Genomic DNA, 18,166 nt, shown 5'->3' on the forward strand with positions numbered 1-18,166 from the left:
AATTCCAGAGATCCGGCGCCTCTCGCGTTCCAAGCTGAGGACCTGAGTCGGCATTCTCAGCCGCTCAGGCCCAGTTCACCCGCGCGCACCCCCGCCTGGAACCGCGAACCCGCGTCGAGGGCGTCGAGCAGTTCGGCGACCCGGCGGCGGTAGGTGCGCAGGGACATGCCGAGTTGCCGGGCGGCTGTCTCGTCGGTGGCGCCCGAGCCCAGGGTGCGTAGGACCGTGCGGCTCTCGGCGTCGAGTTGGGGCTGCTCACCGCGGAGGAAGGCTTTGAGGTCGGTGGCGGTTTCCCAGGCGGCCTCGAAGAGCGCGTGCACTGAGCCGACCAGGGTGGGGGCGGTGGTCACCGTGTACTCGCGGCCGCCGGGGGCGTTCGCGCCGGCGAGGATGGCGAACCGGCGGTCGATGATGATCGTTTCGTGGGGGAGGGCGGTGGCGGCGATCCGCACGTGGGCGCCCATGCCGGCGAGCTCGCTCAGGTGGTCGCGGCTGCCTTCGTCGGCCAGCGCGGCCGGGCTGAGCAGCTTGCGGATCCGGTGCGTGCCGCCGGTGGGCATCCGGCCGCGGACGGCCTGCCGGGCGCCGGGGTCGGGCCAGGTGTTGAGATCGCGGGCGGCGCAGATGAACTCCTCGCGGACCGAGGAGAACAGGTGCTCGGTGCGAGCGAGGAGTTCCAGGTCGCCGCGGATCGTCACGATCTCTGCCACGTCTCCATTCTGCCCGATGGCAACAAGCTGCCACGGGTTCGCGGCCCGAACGCCCCGCCGGTCAGGCTGGGTTCATGAGCGATGACTTCCACCTCGGTGGCGACCTTCTGATCAACCGGATCGGCTTCGGCGCCATGCGCCTGCCCACGAACAGCTTCCACGGCCCGGCCCGCGACCCCGAGACGGGTCGCGCCGTCCTGCACCGTGCCGTCGAGCTCGGCATCAACCACATCGACACCGCGGCCTTCTACGCCAGCGGCGACGGCAGTGTTCGTGCCAACGCCCTGATTCGGGAGACCCTGCATCCCTATCCGGCCGGCCTGGTCATCGCCACCAAGGTCGGTCCGGTTCGCACCCCGGACGGCGGCCTGGCCGCGACCACCGATGCCGCGGCCCTGCGAGGGCTGGTCGAAGAGAACCTCGAAACCCTCGGTGTGGATCGCCTCGACCTGGTCTATCTGCGCATCGGTGGCATCGATCCGCCGCCGCAGGGCGAGTCCGTCGCCGAACGCTTCGAGGCGCTGGCCGCGATGCGTGAGGAGGGCCTGATCCGGCACCTGGGCCTGAGCAACGTCGGCTCCGGCCATCTCGCCGAGGCCCGGGCGATCGCGCCTGTCTCGGCCGTTCAGAACCACTTCCACGCCGACAAGCGCGATGACACGGAGGTCCTTGCCGCCTGCGAGGAGGCCGGCATCGCCTATGTGCCGTTCTTCCCGCTGGGCGGCGGCCTGAGCGACCTCACCGGTGACCGTATCGCCAAGGTCGCGGAACGGCATGACGCCACGGTCCCGCAGATCGCCCTGGCCTGGCTGCTTGCCTCATCCCCCGTCACCCTGGCCATCCCCGGCACCGGCTCTCTCGCGCACCTGGAGGAGAACACTGCCGTCGGGTCGATCGCCCTCACGCGAGAGGACCTCGCCGACCTCACCTGACGCGAGGGACCGCTCCTGCAGATCGGGTTGCACGAATGCCCGCCCCGAGGTGCCTGTCCGGCACGACCTGCTTAGCGTCGTCGTGCGCCGCCCGCGCAACGCGTGCCGCGTCGCGTCGCGTCGCGTCGCGCCGAGACGATGGAGAGGCACCTTCATGGCAGTCGTGATGACCTTTGTCTGGCCCGAGATCACGCCCGAGTTGTACGACGCGGTGCGCGAGAGGGTGAGCTGGGAAACGGACACTCCGGACGGGTGCGTGATGCACGTGGCGTGGTTCGCCGCCGACGGTTTCCATGTGCTCGACATCTGGGAGTCGGAGGAACACTTCGGCCGCTTCATCGCCACCAGGATCGAGCCCGTGCTCAAGGGCGAGCTGGGCGTGAAGAGCGACCCTCAGCCCCAGTTCTTCCCGCTCCACAGGCGATTTGTGGCCCCGGGCGTCAGCGGCGCTGCCTGACGTCAGCGGCGCTGCCTGACGCCCGAGGCGCTGGCTGACGTCCGCGGCCCTATCTGACGTCAGCGGCGGGCTTCAGCGTTGTGCAGGAGCCGCCTGGAGAGTTGCCCCGGCCGTCCACGTCGTACGACGTTCAGCAGCAGTCGCAGCCGGGTCGGCATCCGCACGAGTCCGGACCGTCGTCGGCGGAGGGCACCGCCGTGGTGGCGCAGCAACCCTTGCCCTGCCAGGCGTCGTTGCCTTCCTTGGCGGCGACGACGGCGATGACGAGGGCGGCGATCGGGTCGGCCCACGTCCAGCCGAAGAGGGCGTTGGCGAGCAGGCCGACGAGGAGCGCGGCGGAGAGGTACGTGCACAGGAGGGTCTGCTTGGAGTCCGCTACGGCCGAGGCGGAGCCGAGTTCGCGTCCGGCCCTGCGTTGGGCGGCGGACAGGAACGGCATGACCAGCAGGGACAGGGCGGCGATCACGATGCCGGGGGTGGAGGGGCGGGCTTCGCCGGTGCCGGTCAGTGCGCGGATGGCGTCGATGGTGACGTAGGCGGCGAGGGCGAAGAAGGAGACGGCGATGATCCGCAGGGTGGTCTTCTCGCGGGCTTCGCGGACCGTGTGGTCGGTGGCGGAGAACTGCCAGGCGACGGCGGCCGCGGAGGAGACCTCGATGACCGAGTCGAGGCCGAAGCCGATCAAAGCGGTGGAGGAGGCCAGGGTGCCGGCGGTGAGGGCGACGGCTGCCTCGATCACGTTGTAGGTGATGGTCGCCGCGACCAGCAGTCGTATGCGCTTCGCCAGTAGGTCTCGGCGGGCCGGGGACGGGCCGAGGGACAGGGCGGTCATCTCAGCAGCAGCCCTTCTCCTCGGCGTCGGGGCAGGTGCGGTCGGTCTCGACCGCGAGGACGGCGGTGCGCAGGTCGTCGAGGGCGTGGCCGAGGCGTTCGTCGGCGAGTTCGTAGCGGGTGCGGCGGCCCTCGGGGACGGTGACGACCAGGCCGCAGTCCCGCAGACAGGTCAGGTGGTTCGACAGGCGGGTGCGGGAGATGCCCAGGGCGTCGGCGAGATCGGACGGGTAGGCGGGGGCCTCGCGCAGGGCCAGCAGAAGGCGGCAGCGGATCGGGTCGGCCAGGGCGCGGCCGAAGCGGGCCAGCACCTCGATGTCGGAAGCAACAGTCAGCACCCCACGAAAGTACACGTAATCCTGGATCCAGGAAACCATGGATAATCAGGAAGGGGTGCGGGCGACTACCGGCGACTACCGGTCATTACCGGCCATTACGCTGACCTGCACACACCACCGGGAGGCGGACGCCGTGGCAGACGACGGGCAGGAGCTCGCCCGGGCCCAACGCGCCCACTGGCAGAACACCTACAGTGCCCACCCAGGCATGTACGGCGAGCAGCCCTCCTCCCCCGCGATCCACGCCGCCGCCGTCTTCCGCGCGGCCGGTGCCACGGATGTGCTGGAGCTGGGTGCCGGGCACGGCCGCGACGCCCTGTACTTCGCCCGCGAGGGCTTCACCGTCCAGGCCGCAGACTTCAGCCCGGTCGGACTGGAGCAGCTGCGTACGGTCGCCCGCGAGCAGGGCGTCGACCAGCGGGTCACGACCGCCGTCCACGACGTGCGCGAGTCTCTGCCGCTGCCCGATGCCTCCGTGGACGCGGTGTTCGCGCACATGCTGCTGTGCATGGCCCTGTCCACCGCGGAGATCCGCGCGGCGGTCGGAGAGATCCGCCGCGTCCTGCGGCCCGGCGGCACCTTCGTCTACACCGTGCGCCACACCGGCGACGCCCACTACGGCGCGGGTATCTCCCACGGTGACGACATCTACGAACACGGCGGCTTCGCCGTCCACTACTTCGATCGCGACCTGGTAGACGCCCTCGCCGACGGCTGGACCCTGGACGAGGTCCACGCCTTCGAGGAAGGCGACCTGCCGCGCCGGCTGTGGCGCATCACCCAGACCCTGCCCCGGTGACGGACCGGAGGGTTCACGCCGCGGCCCCGGCGAGGCGGTGGAACGCCTGGGTCGTGTGGGGGTGGGCGAGCTCGTCCAGCAGGTGCCGCCACTCGGGGTCGGCGACGGCGGGGTGTGCCTGGTCCCAGACGGAGAGGAGCGGGGCGAGGTCGCTCTCGTAAGGGGTCTCGGTCGGGTTGTCCATGGTGGTGCCGTGCTGGGAGGAGAGCAGCGACTTCATGGGGATTTCCTTCCGGTGAGGGCTGTGGACCCCGGGGATCCGTTGGGTTCAACAATGCCGTCGACGGGCTGCCGGAACCATGGAGTGTCCTACCGGGCGGAGGGGGCAGGTAGCTACACCCCCGGGGGTCTGCTCTTCCCCCCGGGGCGGCGTCGGGTTCGTCGGTCAGGTGCTCGTGCTGTTCCGGTGCCCGTCAGCTCGGACGGCTGAGGCGTCTTCCCCGGCTTTTGTCTTCCCCGGCTTTTGTCTTCCCCGGCGTTCTGCCACCCGGAGGGCGTCCCGGAGTGCCTCCGTTCCTTCTTCACCGAGCGGCCCGAAACCGCGGCTGCCAAGGGGTGAACGCCGAGTCGCAGAGCTGAGTACGGGTACTCACGACACGGGCGTGGCGCCGACCGACCATGGAGGCATACGACGACCGGGGGAGAAACCGATGGACACTCGCTCTGCACGCACACGCACACGCACTCTCGTACGCCTGATGTTCGCCAACCCCGCTTCGGCGGTCTACCTCGGGCTGGTCGCGGCCTCCATGGTGGTCGCCGTCGCCGATCCGCTGTTCGGGGAGAACGCGGACGCCTCGATGATCTGGGTGTGGCCCGCGCTGTTCACCTTCCCCGTGTTCGGGATCGTCGCGGGGATCGGTGAGGCCGTGTTCGGCGCGGAGACGCCTGCGTGGTTCTTCGTCGGCGGGATTGTCGTGGCCGCCTTGGCCCAGTCGCTGGCCCTCGGGGCGGTTCTGGACTCCCTGCGCCGGCGGCAGCGGCGGCGGGTTCCGCGTCCGCACGGCGGCTGATCGCTTCGCCGGTCAGGCCGGCCCGGCCTGCGAGGCGGCCGTGCCTCGACGGCAGGACCGATGACCTGTCATCCGGCGAACGCCTCGGCCCTCACGAGTGAAGGCTTCCAGTCGCTCGTCGCCCGCTTCGGCGCCGCCGCCCCGATCCTCCGGCCTGCGCCGCCCGCGAAGACGAACAGGCGCAGGACCAGGAAGCGGCCGATGCCGGCGAGGCCGGACGCGGAGAGGTAGACCGCCTGTTCCCAGAGCATGCTCGGCGAGGACTGCATCGCGTGCAGCAGGAACATCGCGGCGCAGGTCACGGCGTACGCGGCTGTCGCCGAGCCCGCCGACTGCAGGTGCTGGCGCCATCCGGGGCGCCGGCCGGTGCCGAAGGTGAAGAGGGCGTGCAACTCGGTGCAGAGGATGGTGGAGGCGACGGTGATCACCGCGTTGGCCACCGCCCAGGGCATCGTCATGGCCACCAGCGGTACGGCGAAGCTGGAGACGACTCCGATGCCGCCGCCGCACACCACGAAGCGGGCGAAGGAGGAGAGGGGGCCCGGCGCCGACTGCGGCTTCGACGGGAGCAGCGACTCCATGACGTTCCTTCCGGGCGGCGGGCTCGAACTCTTCGACCTGGTGGATCACTTGGATCAACCGTGGTCAACGATGCCGTCGCGCGCCGCCGGGAACGATGGTGTGATCTCCCGAACCGGAGGTAGGGCTGGCTACACCTCCAGGGGGTGGCCGACCGGGGTTCGAGGTCAGGGTCTGTGACGGTCCTCAGGACAGAAGCCGTACGAAACCGCCGTGCGCCGTGCGCCGTGCGCCGTGCCTGAGCCCAACGGGTGGGACCGATCGAGCACCGCGGTCAGGGACGACCGCCCTCGTCCTGGCCCGTGCTCTCGGCGTCCTGCACCCGCAACTCCTCGATATAGCCGTGCGCGAGGGTCGTCGTGCGCGTGAACCAGTCGGTGAGTACGGCGATCTCGTCGGCGGAGTAGTCGGCGAAGAGGGCGTTGAGGCGGGCGTAGTAAGGCTCGTAGAGGGCGTGGACGCGGGCGACCGCGGACGGGACGGCGGCGACGCGGACGCGGCGGCGGTCGGTCGGGTCGGCGACGCGGGTGACGAAGCCCGCGCGGACCAGGCGGTTGAGGATGCCGGTCACCGCGCCCGTGGTGACGTGGGCGTGCTCCGCGAGGTCGCCGGCCGTGAGGAGGTCCTCGCCGGCTTTGAGGACGCAGGCGAAACAGAGGAGGTCGGTGACGTTCAGGCCCAGCCGCTGGGCCATCTCCTGCTGGCCGAGCAGGTGGGCGGCGACGAGGGAGTCCATCGCCGAGAGCGCCTGGGCCGGGGTGGCGGTGGGGCGCGGCTTGGCTTGCATCCGGATACCTCCCGATTCCCTTAGTATGTAAGAGGTTTATGGAGTAAATTGCTTACGCGGTGAGGTACTTGGTTTCTTGAGTCTGTCTGATTCCGGGAGGCGGGGCACGTGAGCGCACAGTATGACGAGGGGCACACGGTCGCAGGATGGACCGGCTTCGGCATCGCGACCATCGGGACCGCGGTCCTGGGGGTGGGCGTGTGCCTGGTGTCGGCCCCGTTCCTGGCCGGCGGACTCGCGATCGTGGTGGTGAGCCTCCTCGTCACCTGGGCCCTGCACCTCGGCGGTTGGGGCAAGCCGCCGGGGCGGCGGCCCAGGGAGCAGTGGGGGATGCGGGTGCGGGACCTGTCGGCGCGCGGCGGGCATGCCCGGTGTGTCGGGTGCCGGATGGCGGGGCGCGGGGGGCGGCGTACGACCGTGGCGGATCTGCCGGTGCCGGTGCCGGTGCCGCTGCCGGTGCCGGTGCCTGGGGTCGGGGAGCCCGAGGCCGCGGCCGCCAACCCGGGCGGCTGACCCGGCTCGCCGCGACCACCCGCCGGCTGACCCGCACCCAACCGTGATTGTCAGTGCCGCCCCCTACTCTCGACAGAGATGGCACAGGCATGGAAGTGCTCGGGGCTGCGCTGGTCGGCGGACGGTCCCGTGCTGGTGTGGGACGGGGGTCGGCGCAGCGCGCTGACCTGGGGGAAGCGGGTGGCCTTCGGGGTCGCGGAGGGGGGCGTGCGGACGTGTGTGGGAGCGCGGGGGCATGCGTGTCCGGTGCGGGCGGCCGTGTCGGGGCGGAGTACGGGGGCGCGGTGCGAGGAGTGTGCGCGGCTCGACCGGGCGCACTCCGTGGCCGCCGACACCATCGCGGACGACCCGCGGCCGTACCGCGTCTATCTGGCCTGGTTCGGTCCCGGCCTGCTCAAGGTCGGGATCACCGCCGAAGAACGGGGCTCGGCCCGGCTGCTTGAGCAGGGCGCCGTCTGCTTCACCTGGCTGGGCACCGGGCCGTTGATGGCGGCGCGGCGCACAGAGGAGCTGCTGCGTGCCGCGCTCGGGGTGCCGGATCGGATTCCGTACGTCGTGAAGCGGGCGGTGCGGTCCGCATTGCCGCAGACGGAGGCCGAACGGGCGGCCGAGGTCGCGGAGTTGCACGCGCGGGCCGTGCGGCTCGGGGGCTGGCCGGAGTCGTTGGAGCGTGCGCCCTGCCAATGCCTGGACCACGTCGGGGTGTTCGGACTCGACGGCCTGCCGACCGCCGTCGGCGAGGTGAGCGAGCTCGTGGCGGGCGGTGCGGTGAGCGGTCGGCTGCTGGCGGCCGCCGGACCCGACCTGCATCTGGTGACCGGGAGCGGGGACACGGTCGTGATCGACACGCGGTTGATGAGGGGGTGGGAGCTGGTTCCGGCGGTGAGCGAGCAAGTCACCGTGCCGATACGACAGTTCAAGGCGCCGCCGGGCGTGCAGTCCGGGCTGTTCTGACGGGACCGGAAGCGGGCTCGAAACGGTAGGGAAGGAGCGGGGAAGGAGCGGGGAGGAGCGGGAAATGAGAGGGGAACGGGAGGAAGCCCTGCAAGCCCCTTCATCAGAAGGGGTGTAGGGATGTAGCGGGACGGACGTGAAGGAATGCGGCCGCTGTTGCCTACTGATCAGTCGTGTCCTAGGCATGGTGATCAAGGGCGTTCACAGGGAACGCAGAACCGAGAGGACGGCCTCCGCCTCATGAAGCCCCCCACCATCGCCGTCGTCGCTGCCGTCGGGCTCGCCGCGGTGCTCCCCCTGGCCGCGACCGCGAGTGCCACACCCTTCGGTGGTCACGCGCACCGCACCGTCACTGCCGCCGACGGCGCGACCTACGACCTGCGGCTGGCCGCCGGCCCGACCCTCCTGCCCGCCTCCGGCGGCACCGTGAAGGTCAAGGGCACCGGGTACAACCGGGATCAGGGCATCTTCCTCGCGTTCTGCGCGATTCCCGAGGGCGTCGTCGTGGGTGACCCCACGACGTACAAGACCCTGCCCGGCCCTTGTCTTCCCGGCCGGGAGACCAAGGACGGATCGTCGCGCTGGATCACCGACACCGGCACGGGTACGCCCGGGGTCACGCTCCCGTACGAGGACGGCGGCAGGTTCCGCACGACGCTGGAGAACATACGGCCCGAGATCGCGGACGGGGTCGTCTGTGACGTGACCGTGGAGTGCGCGGTCGTCACGCGTGCCGACTTCACGGCCACCGGTGAGCGGCTGTACGACCAGTACATCCCGGTCCACTTCGCGCCCGCCGCGGCGGCGGACAGATCGTAGGGGCCCTGATATACCGGGCCGTGTCGGTGGGTCTCCCAGGCGTTCCCTGAGAACCTCCTGTGCGTTTCTTAGGGAAATCACAGGTTTTCGAAAGCGTGCTCTCAGAGGCCCCCGACATGGTGTCCAGCATGACCACGACCTCGCCCCAGGGGCGCACCGAACTGCTGAGGCCGGACGGGAGCCCCGTCCGAGTGCTTGTGGTGGACGACGAGCTGTCGATCACCGAACTGCTGTCCATGGCCCTTCGCTATGAGGGATGGCAGATCCGTAGTGCCGGTGACGGCACGGGCGCGATCCAGACCGCCCGCGAGTTCCGGCCCGACGCCGTCGTCCTGGACATGATGCTTCCCGACATGGACGGGCTGGCCGTTCTGGGGCGGCTGCGGCGTGACCTGCCCGACGTACCGGTTCTCTTCCTGACGGCGAAGGATGCCGTCGAGGACCGGATCGCCGGCCTCACCGCCGGTGGCGACGACTACGTCACCAAGCCGTTCAGCCTCGAAGAGGTCGTGGCCCGGTTGCGCGGCCTCATCCGGCGCTCGGGTGCCGCCGACCGGCGGTCCGACTCCGTGCTGGTCGTCGGGGACCTCACCCTCGACGAGGACAGCCACGAGGTGTCGCGGGCCGGGGAGGGCATCCACCTCACCGCGACCGAGTTCGAGCTCCTGCGCTTCCTCATGCGCAACCCGCGCCGGGTGCTCAGCAAGGCGCAGATCCTCGACCGGGTGTGGTCGTACGACTTCGGCGGCCAGGCCAATGTGGTCGAGCTCTACATCTCGTACCTGCGCAGGAAGATCGACGCCGGTCGCGAACCGATGATCCACACCCGGCGTGGCGCCGGCTACCTGATCAAGCCCGCGGCGTCATGAGCGGGCGACGACGGACGCGTACACAGAGAAAGCAGAAGCTGAGGCTAGGACGACAGCCGCGCACGCTGCGTACGCGGCTCGTCGTCTCCGCGGTGGCGTTGATCGCGGTGGTGTGCGCCGTCATCGGGACGGTGACGACGATCGCGATGCAGTCGCGCCTGTACCAGCAGTTGGACAGCTCGCTCAGCGAGGTGGTGGGACGCGCGGCGGGCGCCGGCCCCGAGGCTCCCCCCGGTGCACAGCAGCAGCCCAAGCCCGAGGACGACGAGGACAAGAAGGTGCCCAAGGTGCCTGTTCTCTCGGAGTTCGTCACCAAGGGTCCGCAGCAGATGATCGGCACGGTCGCGGCGAAGGTCGTGAGCGGTGAGATCACCGAGGGCATGGTCAGCAAGGCCTCGACGGACGACAACGGGGTCACGGACGCCACGCCGTACAACCTGAACGAGACGCAGAAGAAAGAGCTGAACGCCGTCTCCAAGGACGGTAAAGCCCACACCGTGACCCTCACGGGGCTGGGCGAGTACCGCGTGGAGTACCGCCAGGGCGACAACGGCGCGTACTACGTGGCGCTGCCGACCACCGACGTCACCGACACCATCAACACCCTCATCCTGGTCGAGGTCAGCGTCACCGCCGCCGGCCTGGTCGCCGCCGGCATCGCCGGTTACGTCCTCGTCGGCGTCGCCACCCGCCCCCTCCGCAAGGTCGCCGCCACCGCCACCCGCGTCTCCGAACTCCCGCTCCACACCGGCGAGGTCAACCTCAGCGAACGCGTCCCCGAGTCGGAGACCGACCCGCACACCGAGGTCGGCCAGGTCGGGGCGGCACTCAACCGCATGCTCAACCACGTCCACGGCGCCCTGCACGCACGCCAGCAGAGCGAGATGCGGGTACGGCAGTTCGTCGCGGACGCCAGTCATGAGCTCAGGACCCCCCTCGCCTCCATCCGCGGGTACGCGGAGCTCACCCGGCGCGGCAGAGAGGAGGTCGGCCCCGACACCCGGCACGCCCTGGGCCGTATCGAGTCCGAGGCGGGCCGGATGACGTTCCTGGTCGAGGACCTGCTGCTGCTCGCGCGGCTCGACGCCGGGCGTCCGCTCCAGTTCGAGCAGACGGACCTCGTACCGCTCGTCGTGGACACCATCAGCGACGCGCGCGCGGCCGGACCGGAGCACAACTGGCGGCTCGACCTGCCCGACGAACCGGCACTGGTGTCGGCGGACGCCGCACGGTTGCAGCAGGTGCTCGTCAACCTGCTGGCCAACGCCCGTACGCACACGCCACCCGGTACGACCGTCACCGCGCGTGTGCAGCGGCGCGGGCCGTGGCTGTGCGTGGACGTGGAGGACGACGGGCAAGGCATCCCGCCCGAGCTGCTTCCGCGGGTCTTCGAACGGTTCGCGCGCGGCGACTCCTCGCGCTCCCGTGCCTCCGGGTCCACGGGACTGGGTCTTGCGATCGTGCAGGCCGTCGCGACCGCGCACGACGGCGCCGTGACCGTCGACAGCGTTCCCGGGCGCACGGTGTTCACCGTGCACCTGCCCGCGCTGGGCCCGGTGGTGCCCCGTCCGGCTCCCGAAACGAATTGGCAATCGCACTCACAGGCACAGCACAGCGCCGCCATATGGGTGCAACAGGGCGCTTGACCAGAGTCGTTGTCATGCGAACCGATTCTTCTCCCGGCACTCTGCCGGCGCGGGAGCACCTCCCGGCCGGAGACGCGGGTGCGCCTGTCCTGGATGTCGTGATCCCCGTCTACAACGAGGAGAAGGACCTCCAGCCGTGTGTGCTGAGACTGCACGAGCACCTCAAGCGCACGTTCCCGTACGCGTTCCGCATCACGATCGCGGACAACGCGTCGACGGACACCACCCCCCAGGTGTCCGCGCGGCTGGAGGCGGAAATCCCGGAGGTCAAGGCCTTCCGGCTGGAGCAGAAGGGCCGCGGCCGGGCGCTGCGGACCGTCTGGTCCGCCTCGGACGCCCCGATCCTCGCCTACATGGACGTGGACCTGTCCACCGACCTCAACGCACTGCTGCCGCTGGTGGCACCGCTGATCTCCGGTCACTCCGACCTCGCGATCGGCTCCCGGCTGGCCCGCAGCTCGCGGGTGGTGCGAGGCGCCAAGCGGGAGTTCATCAGCCGCTCCTACAACCTCATCCTGCGCGGCTCGCTCCAGGCCCGCTTCTCGGACGCGCAGTGCGGCTTCAAGGCCATCCGCCGGGATGTCGCCCAGGTGCTGCTGCCCCTGGTGGAGGACAGCGGCTGGTTCTTCGACACCGAGATGCTGGTGATCGCCGAGCGGGCCGGGCTGCGGATCCACGAGGTTCCCGTCGACTGGGTCGACGACCCGGACTCGACGGTCCACATCGTGAAGACGGCTACCGAAGACCTCAAGGGGGTGTGGCGAGTGGGCAAGGCCCTGGCCACCGGTTCGCTGCCGCTGGACCGGATCACCCGGCCGTTCGGCGACGACCCGCGCGACCGTGACATCCAGGACGTGCCGAAGGGCCTGGCCCGCCAGCTGGTCGGCTTCTGTGTCGTCGGCGGTCTGTCGACGCTCTTCTATCTGCTGCTCTACAGCGGCTTCCGCCAGTTCGGCGGCTCGCAGATCGCCAACGCGCTCGCTCTGCTGGTCTCGGCGGTCGCCAACACGGCGGCCAACCGGCGGCTGACCTTCGGGGTGCGCGGCAGCAGCGGCGCCGTCCGGCACCAGGCGCAGGGCCTGGTCGTCTTCGGTATCGGCCTCGCCCTGACCAGCGGCTCCCTCGCCGCCCTGAACGCGGCGTCCTCCGACCCCGCGCACTCCACCGAACTCGCGGTTCTCATCGCCGCCAACCTGGCCGCGACCGTCCTGCGCTTCCTGCTCTTCAGGGCGTGGGTGTTCCCGGACAAGCGTGAGTCGACGGTCGTGGCCTCGCACACGCCGTCCTCGCCGACCTACTTCGCGGCACCCGGGGCCGGGCAGTCGCACCCGCCGCTGCCGCAGCGCCCGACGGCGCCCCAGTACGCCACGGCGCCCCGATCGCCGTACGACACCACCCAGTTCCGCGCCGGTGAAGCCGCGGACCGCACCAGGGGGGACGCAACCATGCAGCTGCAGCCGGTGCGCCCGACCGACACCGACCCTAGGGACATCCGATGACCACCCACACCGACCACCCGACCGAACAGGGGCCCTCCGGCTGGGGGCCGCCGACAGCCGGTACCGATACGGCCGTCCAGGAGCCGGTTGTTCCCCCGGCTCCACCGGCCCCCGAGTCCGGTGAGCCCAAGCAGCCCTTCGTACGGAGACTGTGGCGGGGCCGGCCCGAGGACCCGCGCTGGGCGCGCCCCGCGTTCCTCGGCCTGCTGCTCGCGACCGCGGCGCTCTACCTCTACAACCTGAGTGCGTCCGGTTACTCCAACTCCTTCTACTCGGCGGCCGTCCAGGCGGGCAGCAAGTCCTGGAAGGCGATGTTCTTCGGCTCGCTGGACGCGAGCAACGCCATCACCGTCGACAAGCCCTCGGCCTTCCTGTGGCCGATGGAGATCGCGGTCAGGATCTTCGGCCTGAACTCGTGGGCGATCCTCACCCCCGAGGTCCTCATGGGCGTCGGCACCGTCGCGGTCGTCTACGCGTCCGTGCGCCGCCGGTTCAGCCCCGGGGCCGGTCTGATCGCGGGCGCCGTGCTCGCGCTCACCCCCGTCGCGGCGCTGATGTTCCGGTTCAACAACCCGGATGCGATGCTGGCGCTGCTGATGGCGCTGGCCTGCTACTTCGTCGTCCGCGGTCTCGAGGACGGCCGGACGAAGTGGCTGGTGTGGGCCGGTGTCGCGATCGGCTTCGCGTTCCTCGCCAAGACCCTGCAGGCCTTCCTGATCCTGCCGTCGCTGGCGATCGTGTACGCGGTCTGCGCGCCGGTGAACCTGAAGAAGCGCCTGGGACAACTGGCCCTTGCGACGGGCGCGATGGTCGTGGCCGGCGGCTGGTGGGTGGCGATCGTCGAGCTGTGGCCGGCGTCGTCCCGCCCCTACATCGGCGGCTCGCAGAACAACAGCTTCCTCGAGCTGACCTTCGGCTACAACGGTCTCGGCCGTATCAACGGCGAGGAGACCGGCAGCGTCGGCGGCGGCGGTGGCGCGGGCGGCACGGGCCAGTGGGGCGAGACCGGCTGGGACCGGATGTTCAACTCCGAGATCGGTGCCCAGATCTCCTGGCTGCTGCCCGCCGCTCTGATCCTGCTCGTCGCCGGCCTGGTGGCCACCCGCAAGCTCAAGCGGACGTCCGTGACCCGGAGTTCGTTCCTGGTGTGGGGCGGCTCGCTGCTGATCACCATGGTGGTCTTCAGCTACATGGCGGGCATCTTCCACCAGTACTACACGATCGCCCTCGCCCCCTACATCGCGGCCGTGGTCGGCATGGGCTCGGCGACCCTGTGGGAGAAGCGGTCCGAGATGTGGGCGTCCCTCACGCTCGCGGCCTCGGTCGTGGCCGGCGCCGCCTGGGGATACGTCCTGCTCAACCGCACCCCCGACTACCTGCCCTGGCTGAAGTGGCTGGTGCTGGTCGGCGGCCTGGTCGCCGCACTCGGCCTGATCTTCGTGGCCAGGCTCGGCCGGCAGCTCGCGCTCGCCGCGGCGGCCCTGGGCATCGTGGCCTCGCTGGCCGGCCCGGCGGCGTACACCCTGAGCACGGTGAACTCCGCGCACACCGGCTCCATCCCGACGGCGGGTCCGGCGGGCGCGAGCATGATGGGCGGCCGGGGCGGCGGTCCCGGCGGCGGTGGCGGCATGGGCGGCGGTATGCCCGGTGGCGGCCAGAACCAGCAGAACGGCAACGGCAACACGCAGGGCAACGGCTTCCCGGGCGGCGGTACCGGCGGCATGGGCGGCGGCATGCCGGGTGGCGGCCAGAACCAGCAGAACGGCAACGGCACCACCCAGGGCAACGGCGCTCCCGGAGGCCAGACCGGCGACGGCGGCGGCATGGGCGGCGGCGGCATGGGCGGTCTGCTCAACGGCGCCACCGTCACCGACGAGGCCAAGAAGCTGCTGGAGACCGACGCCGACCAGTACACCTGGGCCGCGGCGGCCATCGGCGCCCAGAACGCCGCGAGCTACCAACTCGCCACCGGCGAACCGGTGATGGCGATCGGCGGCTTCAACGGCACCGACCCGTCCCCGACGCTGGCCCAGTTCAAGAAGTACGTGGAGGACGGCAAGATCCACTACTTCATCTCGTCCGGCTCCTCCGGCGGCATGGGTGGCAGCAGCGACGGCACGTCCTCGCAGATCACCACCTGGATCGAGGCCAACTTCAAGAAGGTGACGGTCGGTTCGGCCACCTTCTACGACCTCACGCAGAAGGCGTAAGGGACCGGCCGGATCGGGAAGGAAGGGCGGTGGCCGCGGCCACCGCCCTTCCTCGTATCTCCGTTGTACGCCGTATGGGAGCTGCTCTACGGTGTACATCATGACAGCGTCCCCCCAGGAACAGACCCCTGCGCAGACCCAACAGACAGGCGGCCACCCCCAACGCTGGCTGATCCTCGGTGTCATCTGCCTCGCACAGCTCACCGTGCTGCTCGACAACACCGTCCTGAACGTCGCGATCCCCTCCCTCACCCGGGAGTTGGGTGCGGCCACCTCCGACATCCAGTGGATGATCAACGCGTACTCGCTGGTGCAGTCCGGCCTGCTGCTCACCGCGGGCAGTGCCGCCGACCGCTACGGCCGCAAGAAGATGCTGATCGTGGGGCTGGCCCTGTTCGGTGTGGGGTCGCTGGTGGCCGGACTGGCGGACTCCACCGCCCAGTTGATCGCGGCCCGGGCCGGCATGGGAGTCGGCGGCGCGCTGCTGATGACCACCACCCTCGCCGTGGCGATGCAGATCTTCGCTCCCGAGGAGCAGCCGAAGGCGATCGGCATCTGGGCCGCGGTGAACTCGCTGGGCTTCGCGACCGGACCGCTCATCGGCGGCTTCGTGCTGAACCACTTCTGGTGGGGAGCAATCTTCCTGATCAACCTGCCGGTCGCGGCGCTGGGCCTGGTGGCGGTCGTGGCGCTCGTCCCCGAGTCCAAGGCTGCGACCTCCCGGGGGACGACCCCCGGACTCCCGGTGCAGGGTGACCGGCCCGACCTGCTCGGCGCCGTGCTGTCCACGACAGGCATGGCCTCCCTGGTGTTCGCGATCATCTCCGGCCCGGAGCACGGCTGGACCTCCGGCCGGGTGATGACTCCGGCGGCGGTCGCGGTCGTGGTGCTGGCCGCCTTCGGGTACTGGGAGAGCCGGATCCCCCACCCCATGCTCGACATGCACTTCTTCAGGGACCGGCGGTTCACGGGAGCGGTCGCCGGCGCGGTACTGATCACCTTCGGGATGGGCGGGTCGCTCTTCCTGCTCACCCAGCACATGCAGTTCGTGCTCGGTTACGGTCCATTGGAGGCGGGCCTGCGCACGGCCCCGCTCGCCTTGGTGATCGTGGCGCTGAACTTCACCGGTCTGTCGGCGAAGTGGTCGACCAGGCTCGGGACTCCCGTCTCCATCGGACTGGGCATGGCGGTGATGGCGGGAGGCCTCGTCTCGATCGCCACGATTTCCTCCGGCGGTTACGCCGGCACACTGCTTGGCCTGCTGCTCATCGGTGCGGGGGCCGCGGTCGCCAGCCCGGCGATGGCGCACGCGATCATGAGCTCGATCCCGCCGGAGAAGGCCGGGGTCGGCGCGGGGATCAACGGCACGGTGGCGGAGTTCGGGCAGGGGCTGGGTGTCGCGGTGCTCGGGGCTGTGCTGAACGCCCGGTTCGCGGCGTTGATTTCGGTGGCCGCGGTGTCCCTGCCGGGGGCGCTGGCCGAAGCGGGGTCGGCTGAGGAGAGGGCGCGCATCACGGATGCGTTCGCCTCCGGGCTGGAGAGCAGTCAGTTGGTGGGGGCGGTCGCCGTGTTGCTCGGGGGGTTGGTCGCGGCCGCGTTGTTGCGTCGGGCCGAGCGGGCAGACTCCGCCTAGGAGCTCGGGTGGCTGGATTTGTCATGCGACTGCGGGTCGTGTGTGGTTGGTCGTGCCCACGCGGCGCAGCCGCACATGTCACAGCCCCGAGCCCCTGAAGGGGCGCTTAGCATGACCGGCAATCAGTAAGTCTAGGAAGGTGCGCCATGGCGAAGACGGCCCGGTCGGCGGCGCGGACCAGCGTATGGCTGGAGGGCAGGACGCGTCGCGGCGGGCGGGGCGGTGGGCAGCCCTCCGGGCTCGATCGCGACCGGATCACCGAGGTCACCGTCCGGCTCCTGGACGCCGACGGGCTGGCCAGGTTCTCCATGCGCCGACTGGCCGCCGAGCTGAACGTCACCGCGATGTCCGTCTACTGGTACGTCGACACCAAGGACGACCTCCTCGAACTCGCCCTGGACGCCGTCATGAGGGAGATGGAGCTGCCCGATCCGGTGGCCGACGAGGACTGGCGCGGCCAGCTGCGCACGCTGGCCCAGGGCTACCGGGCCATGCTGGTCCGCCACCCATGGCTGTCGCCGCTGGCCGGACGCTTCCTCAACATCGGCCCGAACAACCTGGCCTTCTCCCGGGTCGTCCAGCAGGTCATCCGCAAGACCGGCCTGCCCGTGCACCGGCTGACCGGGGCCATCTCGGCCGTCTTCCAGTTCGTCTACGGCTACGGCACGCTTGAGGGCCATTTCTACAGCCGCGTGACGGACACCGGCATGACCCCGGACGAGTACTTCCAGACCGCCGTCAACGAGGTCACGGAGTTTCCGGGCGCCGCCGAGGTCGTCCAGGAGTCCGCGGAGATCATGGAGGCCCGCGGCGGCGACACGGTCCAGGAGATGATGGAACGGGACTTCCAGTTCGCCCTGGACCTGCTGGTGGCAGGGATCGAGACGATGGTGGCAAGGGCCGACTAGGGCAGGCCCCAGACCCACCCAGGGGCGCGGGGCGGTGACATGTGCGGCTCCGCCGCGCGGGCGCGACCGGCCACGACGAGCCCGCAGCCGCCCGACGACGCCCCTCCGAGCTCCTAGGCGCCGTCCCCCGTGGCAAGCCGCGCCGGGAACCCGCCCGTGGCGACCGGCCCCCACCGCTCCGGCGTGACCCGGATGATCGACTTCCCCTGCTTCACCATGGCCGCCCGGTACTCGTCCCAGTCCGGGTGCTCACCGGCGATGTTCCGGTAGTACTCCACTAGCGGCTCGACGGACTCCGGCGTGTCGAGGACCTCGGCCGTGCCGTCGATCTGTACCCACGGCCCGTTCCAGTCGTCGCTGAGCACGATGAGGCTGACCCGCGCATCCCGCTTGGCGTTGCGGGTCTTGGCGCGCTCGGGGTAGGTCGACACGACGATCCGCCCCGAGTCGTCGACCCCGCAGGTCAACGGCGACCCCTGGGGGCTGCCGTCGGACCGGCGGGTCAGCAGGATGGCGTGGTGACGGGGGCGTACGAAGTCCAGCAGGTCGTCCAGTGATACGGCCGTGTTGGTCGCGATGTTCGGTGCCATGGGCCCAGCCTAGGACGCCCGGCCACCACTCCTGGGATCCCGGCCCACGACTCCTGCGGCTCCTGCGGCTCCACCGGAC

At 70.5% G+C, this 18,166-nt stretch carries 20 protein-coding genes; 13 read left to right on the forward strand and 7 right to left on the reverse strand.

Annotated features, from left to right (window positions below; genetic code table 11):
• Positions 1-56: 56 nt before the first annotated feature.
• Complete coding sequence (locus ADK57_RS29760; RefSeq protein WP_053752706.1) at positions 57-710, reverse strand: response regulator transcription factor; 654 nt, start codon at positions 708-710, stop codon at positions 57-59.
• A gap of 74 nt (positions 711-784) precedes the next feature.
• Here ADK57_RS29760 and ADK57_RS29765 point away from each other — a divergent pair, with 74 nt between their 5' ends.
• Both ADK57_RS29765 and ADK57_RS29770 read left to right on the forward strand, forming a co-directional pair.
• A complete protein-coding gene (locus ADK57_RS29765) occupies positions 785-1,642 on the forward strand; it encodes an aldo/keto reductase (RefSeq protein ID WP_053752707.1) in 858 nt (285 codons plus the stop codon).
• A gap of 154 nt (positions 1,643-1,796) precedes the next feature.
• On the forward strand, positions 1,797-2,099 hold the full coding sequence (locus ADK57_RS29770; RefSeq protein ID WP_053752708.1) for a hypothetical protein: 303 nt from the start codon (positions 1,797-1,799) through the stop codon (positions 2,097-2,099).
• Between the two features lie 130 nt (positions 2,100-2,229).
• On the opposite strand, the gene ADK57_RS29775 is transcribed toward ADK57_RS29770, so the two are convergent.
• Positions 2,230-2,931 carry a cation transporter gene (locus ADK57_RS29775; RefSeq protein WP_053752709.1) on the reverse strand — a complete coding sequence of 234 codons (702 nt, stop codon included), beginning with the start codon at positions 2,929-2,931 and terminating at the stop codon, positions 2,230-2,232.
• Between the two features lies 1 nt (position 2,932).
• On the reverse strand, positions 2,933-3,268 hold the full coding sequence (locus ADK57_RS29780) for an ArsR/SmtB family transcription factor (protein ID WP_053752710.1): 336 nt from the start codon (positions 3,266-3,268) through the stop codon (positions 2,933-2,935).
• 133 nt (positions 3,269-3,401) lie between these two features.
• Here ADK57_RS29780 and ADK57_RS29785 point away from each other — a divergent pair, with 133 nt between their 5' ends.
• Positions 3,402-4,067, forward strand: coding sequence for a class I SAM-dependent methyltransferase (locus ADK57_RS29785; RefSeq protein WP_053752711.1), 666 nt, complete (start codon positions 3,402-3,404; stop codon positions 4,065-4,067).
• Positions 4,068-4,080: 13 nt separating this feature from the next.
• Here the strand turns inward: ADK57_RS29785 and ADK57_RS29790 are convergent, their stop codons facing one another.
• Positions 4,081-4,287 carry a hypothetical protein gene (locus tag ADK57_RS29790; RefSeq protein ID WP_053752712.1) on the reverse strand — a complete coding sequence of 69 codons (207 nt, stop codon included), beginning with the start codon at positions 4,285-4,287 and terminating at the stop codon, positions 4,081-4,083.
• Positions 4,288-4,717: 430 nt separating this feature from the next.
• On the opposite strand from ADK57_RS29790, the gene ADK57_RS29795 reads away from it, so the two are divergent.
• Positions 4,718-5,080 carry an SCO4225 family membrane protein gene (locus ADK57_RS29795; protein WP_053752713.1) on the forward strand — a complete coding sequence of 121 codons (363 nt, stop codon included), beginning with the start codon at positions 4,718-4,720 and terminating at the stop codon, positions 5,078-5,080.
• Between the two features lie 68 nt (positions 5,081-5,148).
• Here the strand turns inward: ADK57_RS29795 and ADK57_RS29800 are convergent, their stop codons facing one another.
• Together ADK57_RS29800 and ADK57_RS29805 are read right to left on the reverse strand one after the other, a co-directional pair.
• Positions 5,149-5,661: a GtrA family protein gene (locus ADK57_RS29800; protein ID WP_053752714.1), complete on the reverse strand. Its 513-nt coding sequence runs from the start codon at positions 5,659-5,661 to the stop codon at positions 5,149-5,151.
• Between the two features lie 272 nt (positions 5,662-5,933).
• On the reverse strand, positions 5,934-6,446 hold the full coding sequence (locus ADK57_RS29805) for a MarR family winged helix-turn-helix transcriptional regulator (RefSeq protein WP_053752715.1): 513 nt from the start codon (positions 6,444-6,446) through the stop codon (positions 5,934-5,936).
• Between the two features lie 108 nt (positions 6,447-6,554).
• Here ADK57_RS29805 and ADK57_RS29810 point away from each other — a divergent pair, with 108 nt between their 5' ends.
• From ADK57_RS29810 to ADK57_RS29850, 9 genes are all read left to right on the forward strand, one after another.
• Positions 6,555-6,959, forward strand: a complete 405-nt coding sequence (locus ADK57_RS29810; RefSeq protein ID WP_053752716.1) for an HGxxPAAW family protein — start codon at positions 6,555-6,557, stop codon at positions 6,957-6,959.
• Positions 6,960-7,037: 78 nt separating this feature from the next.
• Complete coding sequence (locus ADK57_RS29815) at positions 7,038-7,913, forward strand: DUF2797 domain-containing protein (RefSeq protein ID WP_078973417.1); 876 nt, start codon at positions 7,038-7,040, stop codon at positions 7,911-7,913.
• Positions 7,914-8,153: 240 nt separating this feature from the next.
• Entirely contained in the window at positions 8,154-8,732 is a 579-nt protein-coding gene (locus ADK57_RS29820; protein WP_053752718.1) for a hypothetical protein, read from the forward strand.
• Between the two features lie 128 nt (positions 8,733-8,860).
• Positions 8,861-9,601, forward strand: coding sequence for a response regulator transcription factor (locus ADK57_RS29825; RefSeq protein WP_199830715.1), 741 nt, complete (start codon positions 8,861-8,863; stop codon positions 9,599-9,601).
• Complete coding sequence (locus ADK57_RS29830; protein WP_078973419.1) at positions 9,598-11,247, forward strand: sensor histidine kinase; 1,650 nt, start codon at positions 9,598-9,600, stop codon at positions 11,245-11,247. The genes ADK57_RS29825 and ADK57_RS29830 overlap by 4 nt, the downstream gene beginning before the upstream one ends.
• 14 nt (positions 11,248-11,261) lie before the next feature.
• Positions 11,262-12,746, forward strand: coding sequence for a bifunctional glycosyltransferase family 2/GtrA family protein (locus tag ADK57_RS29835; protein WP_053752721.1), 1,485 nt, complete (start codon positions 11,262-11,264; stop codon positions 12,744-12,746).
• Positions 12,743-14,956 carry a glycosyltransferase family 39 protein gene (locus ADK57_RS29840; protein WP_053752722.1) on the forward strand — a complete coding sequence of 738 codons (2,214 nt, stop codon included), beginning with the start codon at positions 12,743-12,745 and terminating at the stop codon, positions 14,954-14,956. Before ADK57_RS29835 ends, ADK57_RS29840 begins: the two co-directional genes overlap by 4 nt.
• Before the next feature lie 100 nt (positions 14,957-15,056).
• A complete protein-coding gene (locus tag ADK57_RS29845; protein ID WP_053752756.1) occupies positions 15,057-16,589 on the forward strand; it encodes an MFS transporter in 1,533 nt (510 codons plus the stop codon).
• A 146-nt stretch (positions 16,590-16,735) separates the two neighbouring features.
• A complete protein-coding gene (locus ADK57_RS29850; protein WP_053752723.1) occupies positions 16,736-17,497 on the forward strand; it encodes a TetR/AcrR family transcriptional regulator in 762 nt (253 codons plus the stop codon).
• A 113-nt stretch (positions 17,498-17,610) separates the two neighbouring features.
• Here ADK57_RS29850 and ADK57_RS29855 read toward each other — a convergent pair whose 3' ends face one another.
• Positions 17,611-18,087: a PPOX class F420-dependent oxidoreductase gene (locus ADK57_RS29855; protein ID WP_053752724.1), complete on the reverse strand. Its 477-nt coding sequence runs from the start codon at positions 18,085-18,087 to the stop codon at positions 17,611-17,613.
• Positions 18,088-18,166 lie beyond the last annotated feature (79 nt).

Source organism: Streptomyces sp. MMG1533, from assembly GCF_001279775.1.
Taxonomy (GTDB): Bacteria; Actinomycetota; Actinomycetes; order Streptomycetales; family Streptomycetaceae; genus Streptomyces.

Bases quoted from the DNA above. Each gene is read 5' to 3' on its own strand.
- ADK57_RS29815 (WP_078973417.1), top strand. From the start codon at position 7,038: ATGGCACAGGCATGGAAGTGCTCGGGGCTGCGCTGGTCGGCGGACGGT.
- ADK57_RS29790 (WP_053752712.1), bottom strand. From the start codon at position 4,287: ATGAAGTCGCTGCTCTCCTCCCAGCACGGCACCACCATGGACAACCCG.
- ADK57_RS29770 (WP_053752708.1), top strand. From the start codon at position 1,797: ATGGCAGTCGTGATGACCTTTGTCTGGCCCGAGATCACGCCCGAGTTG.
- ADK57_RS29850 (WP_053752723.1), top strand. From the start codon at position 16,736: ATGGCGAAGACGGCCCGGTCGGCGGCGCGGACCAGCGTATGGCTGGAG.
- ADK57_RS29825 (WP_199830715.1), top strand. From the start codon at position 8,861: ATGACCACGACCTCGCCCCAGGGGCGCACCGAACTGCTGAGGCCGGAC.
- ADK57_RS29845 (WP_053752756.1), top strand. From the start codon at position 15,057: ATGACAGCGTCCCCCCAGGAACAGACCCCTGCGCAGACCCAACAGACA.
- ADK57_RS29830 (WP_078973419.1), top strand. From the start codon at position 9,598: ATGAGCGGGCGACGACGGACGCGTACACAGAGAAAGCAGAAGCTGAGG.
- ADK57_RS29840 (WP_053752722.1), top strand. From the start codon at position 12,743: ATGACCACCCACACCGACCACCCGACCGAACAGGGGCCCTCCGGCTGG.
- ADK57_RS29805 (WP_053752715.1), bottom strand. From the start codon at position 6,446: ATGCAAGCCAAGCCGCGCCCCACCGCCACCCCGGCCCAGGCGCTCTCG.
- ADK57_RS29835 (WP_053752721.1), top strand. From the start codon at position 11,262: ATGCGAACCGATTCTTCTCCCGGCACTCTGCCGGCGCGGGAGCACCTC.
- ADK57_RS29765 (WP_053752707.1), top strand. From the start codon at position 785: ATGAGCGATGACTTCCACCTCGGTGGCGACCTTCTGATCAACCGGATC.
- ADK57_RS29855 (WP_053752724.1), bottom strand. From the start codon at position 18,087: ATGGCACCGAACATCGCGACCAACACGGCCGTATCACTGGACGACCTG.
- ADK57_RS29820 (WP_053752718.1), top strand. From the start codon at position 8,154: ATGAAGCCCCCCACCATCGCCGTCGTCGCTGCCGTCGGGCTCGCCGCG.
- ADK57_RS29800 (WP_053752714.1), bottom strand. From the start codon at position 5,661: ATGGAGTCGCTGCTCCCGTCGAAGCCGCAGTCGGCGCCGGGCCCCCTC.
- ADK57_RS29775 (WP_053752709.1), bottom strand. From the start codon at position 2,931: ATGACCGCCCTGTCCCTCGGCCCGTCCCCGGCCCGCCGAGACCTACTG.
- ADK57_RS29795 (WP_053752713.1), top strand. From the start codon at position 4,718: ATGGACACTCGCTCTGCACGCACACGCACACGCACTCTCGTACGCCTG.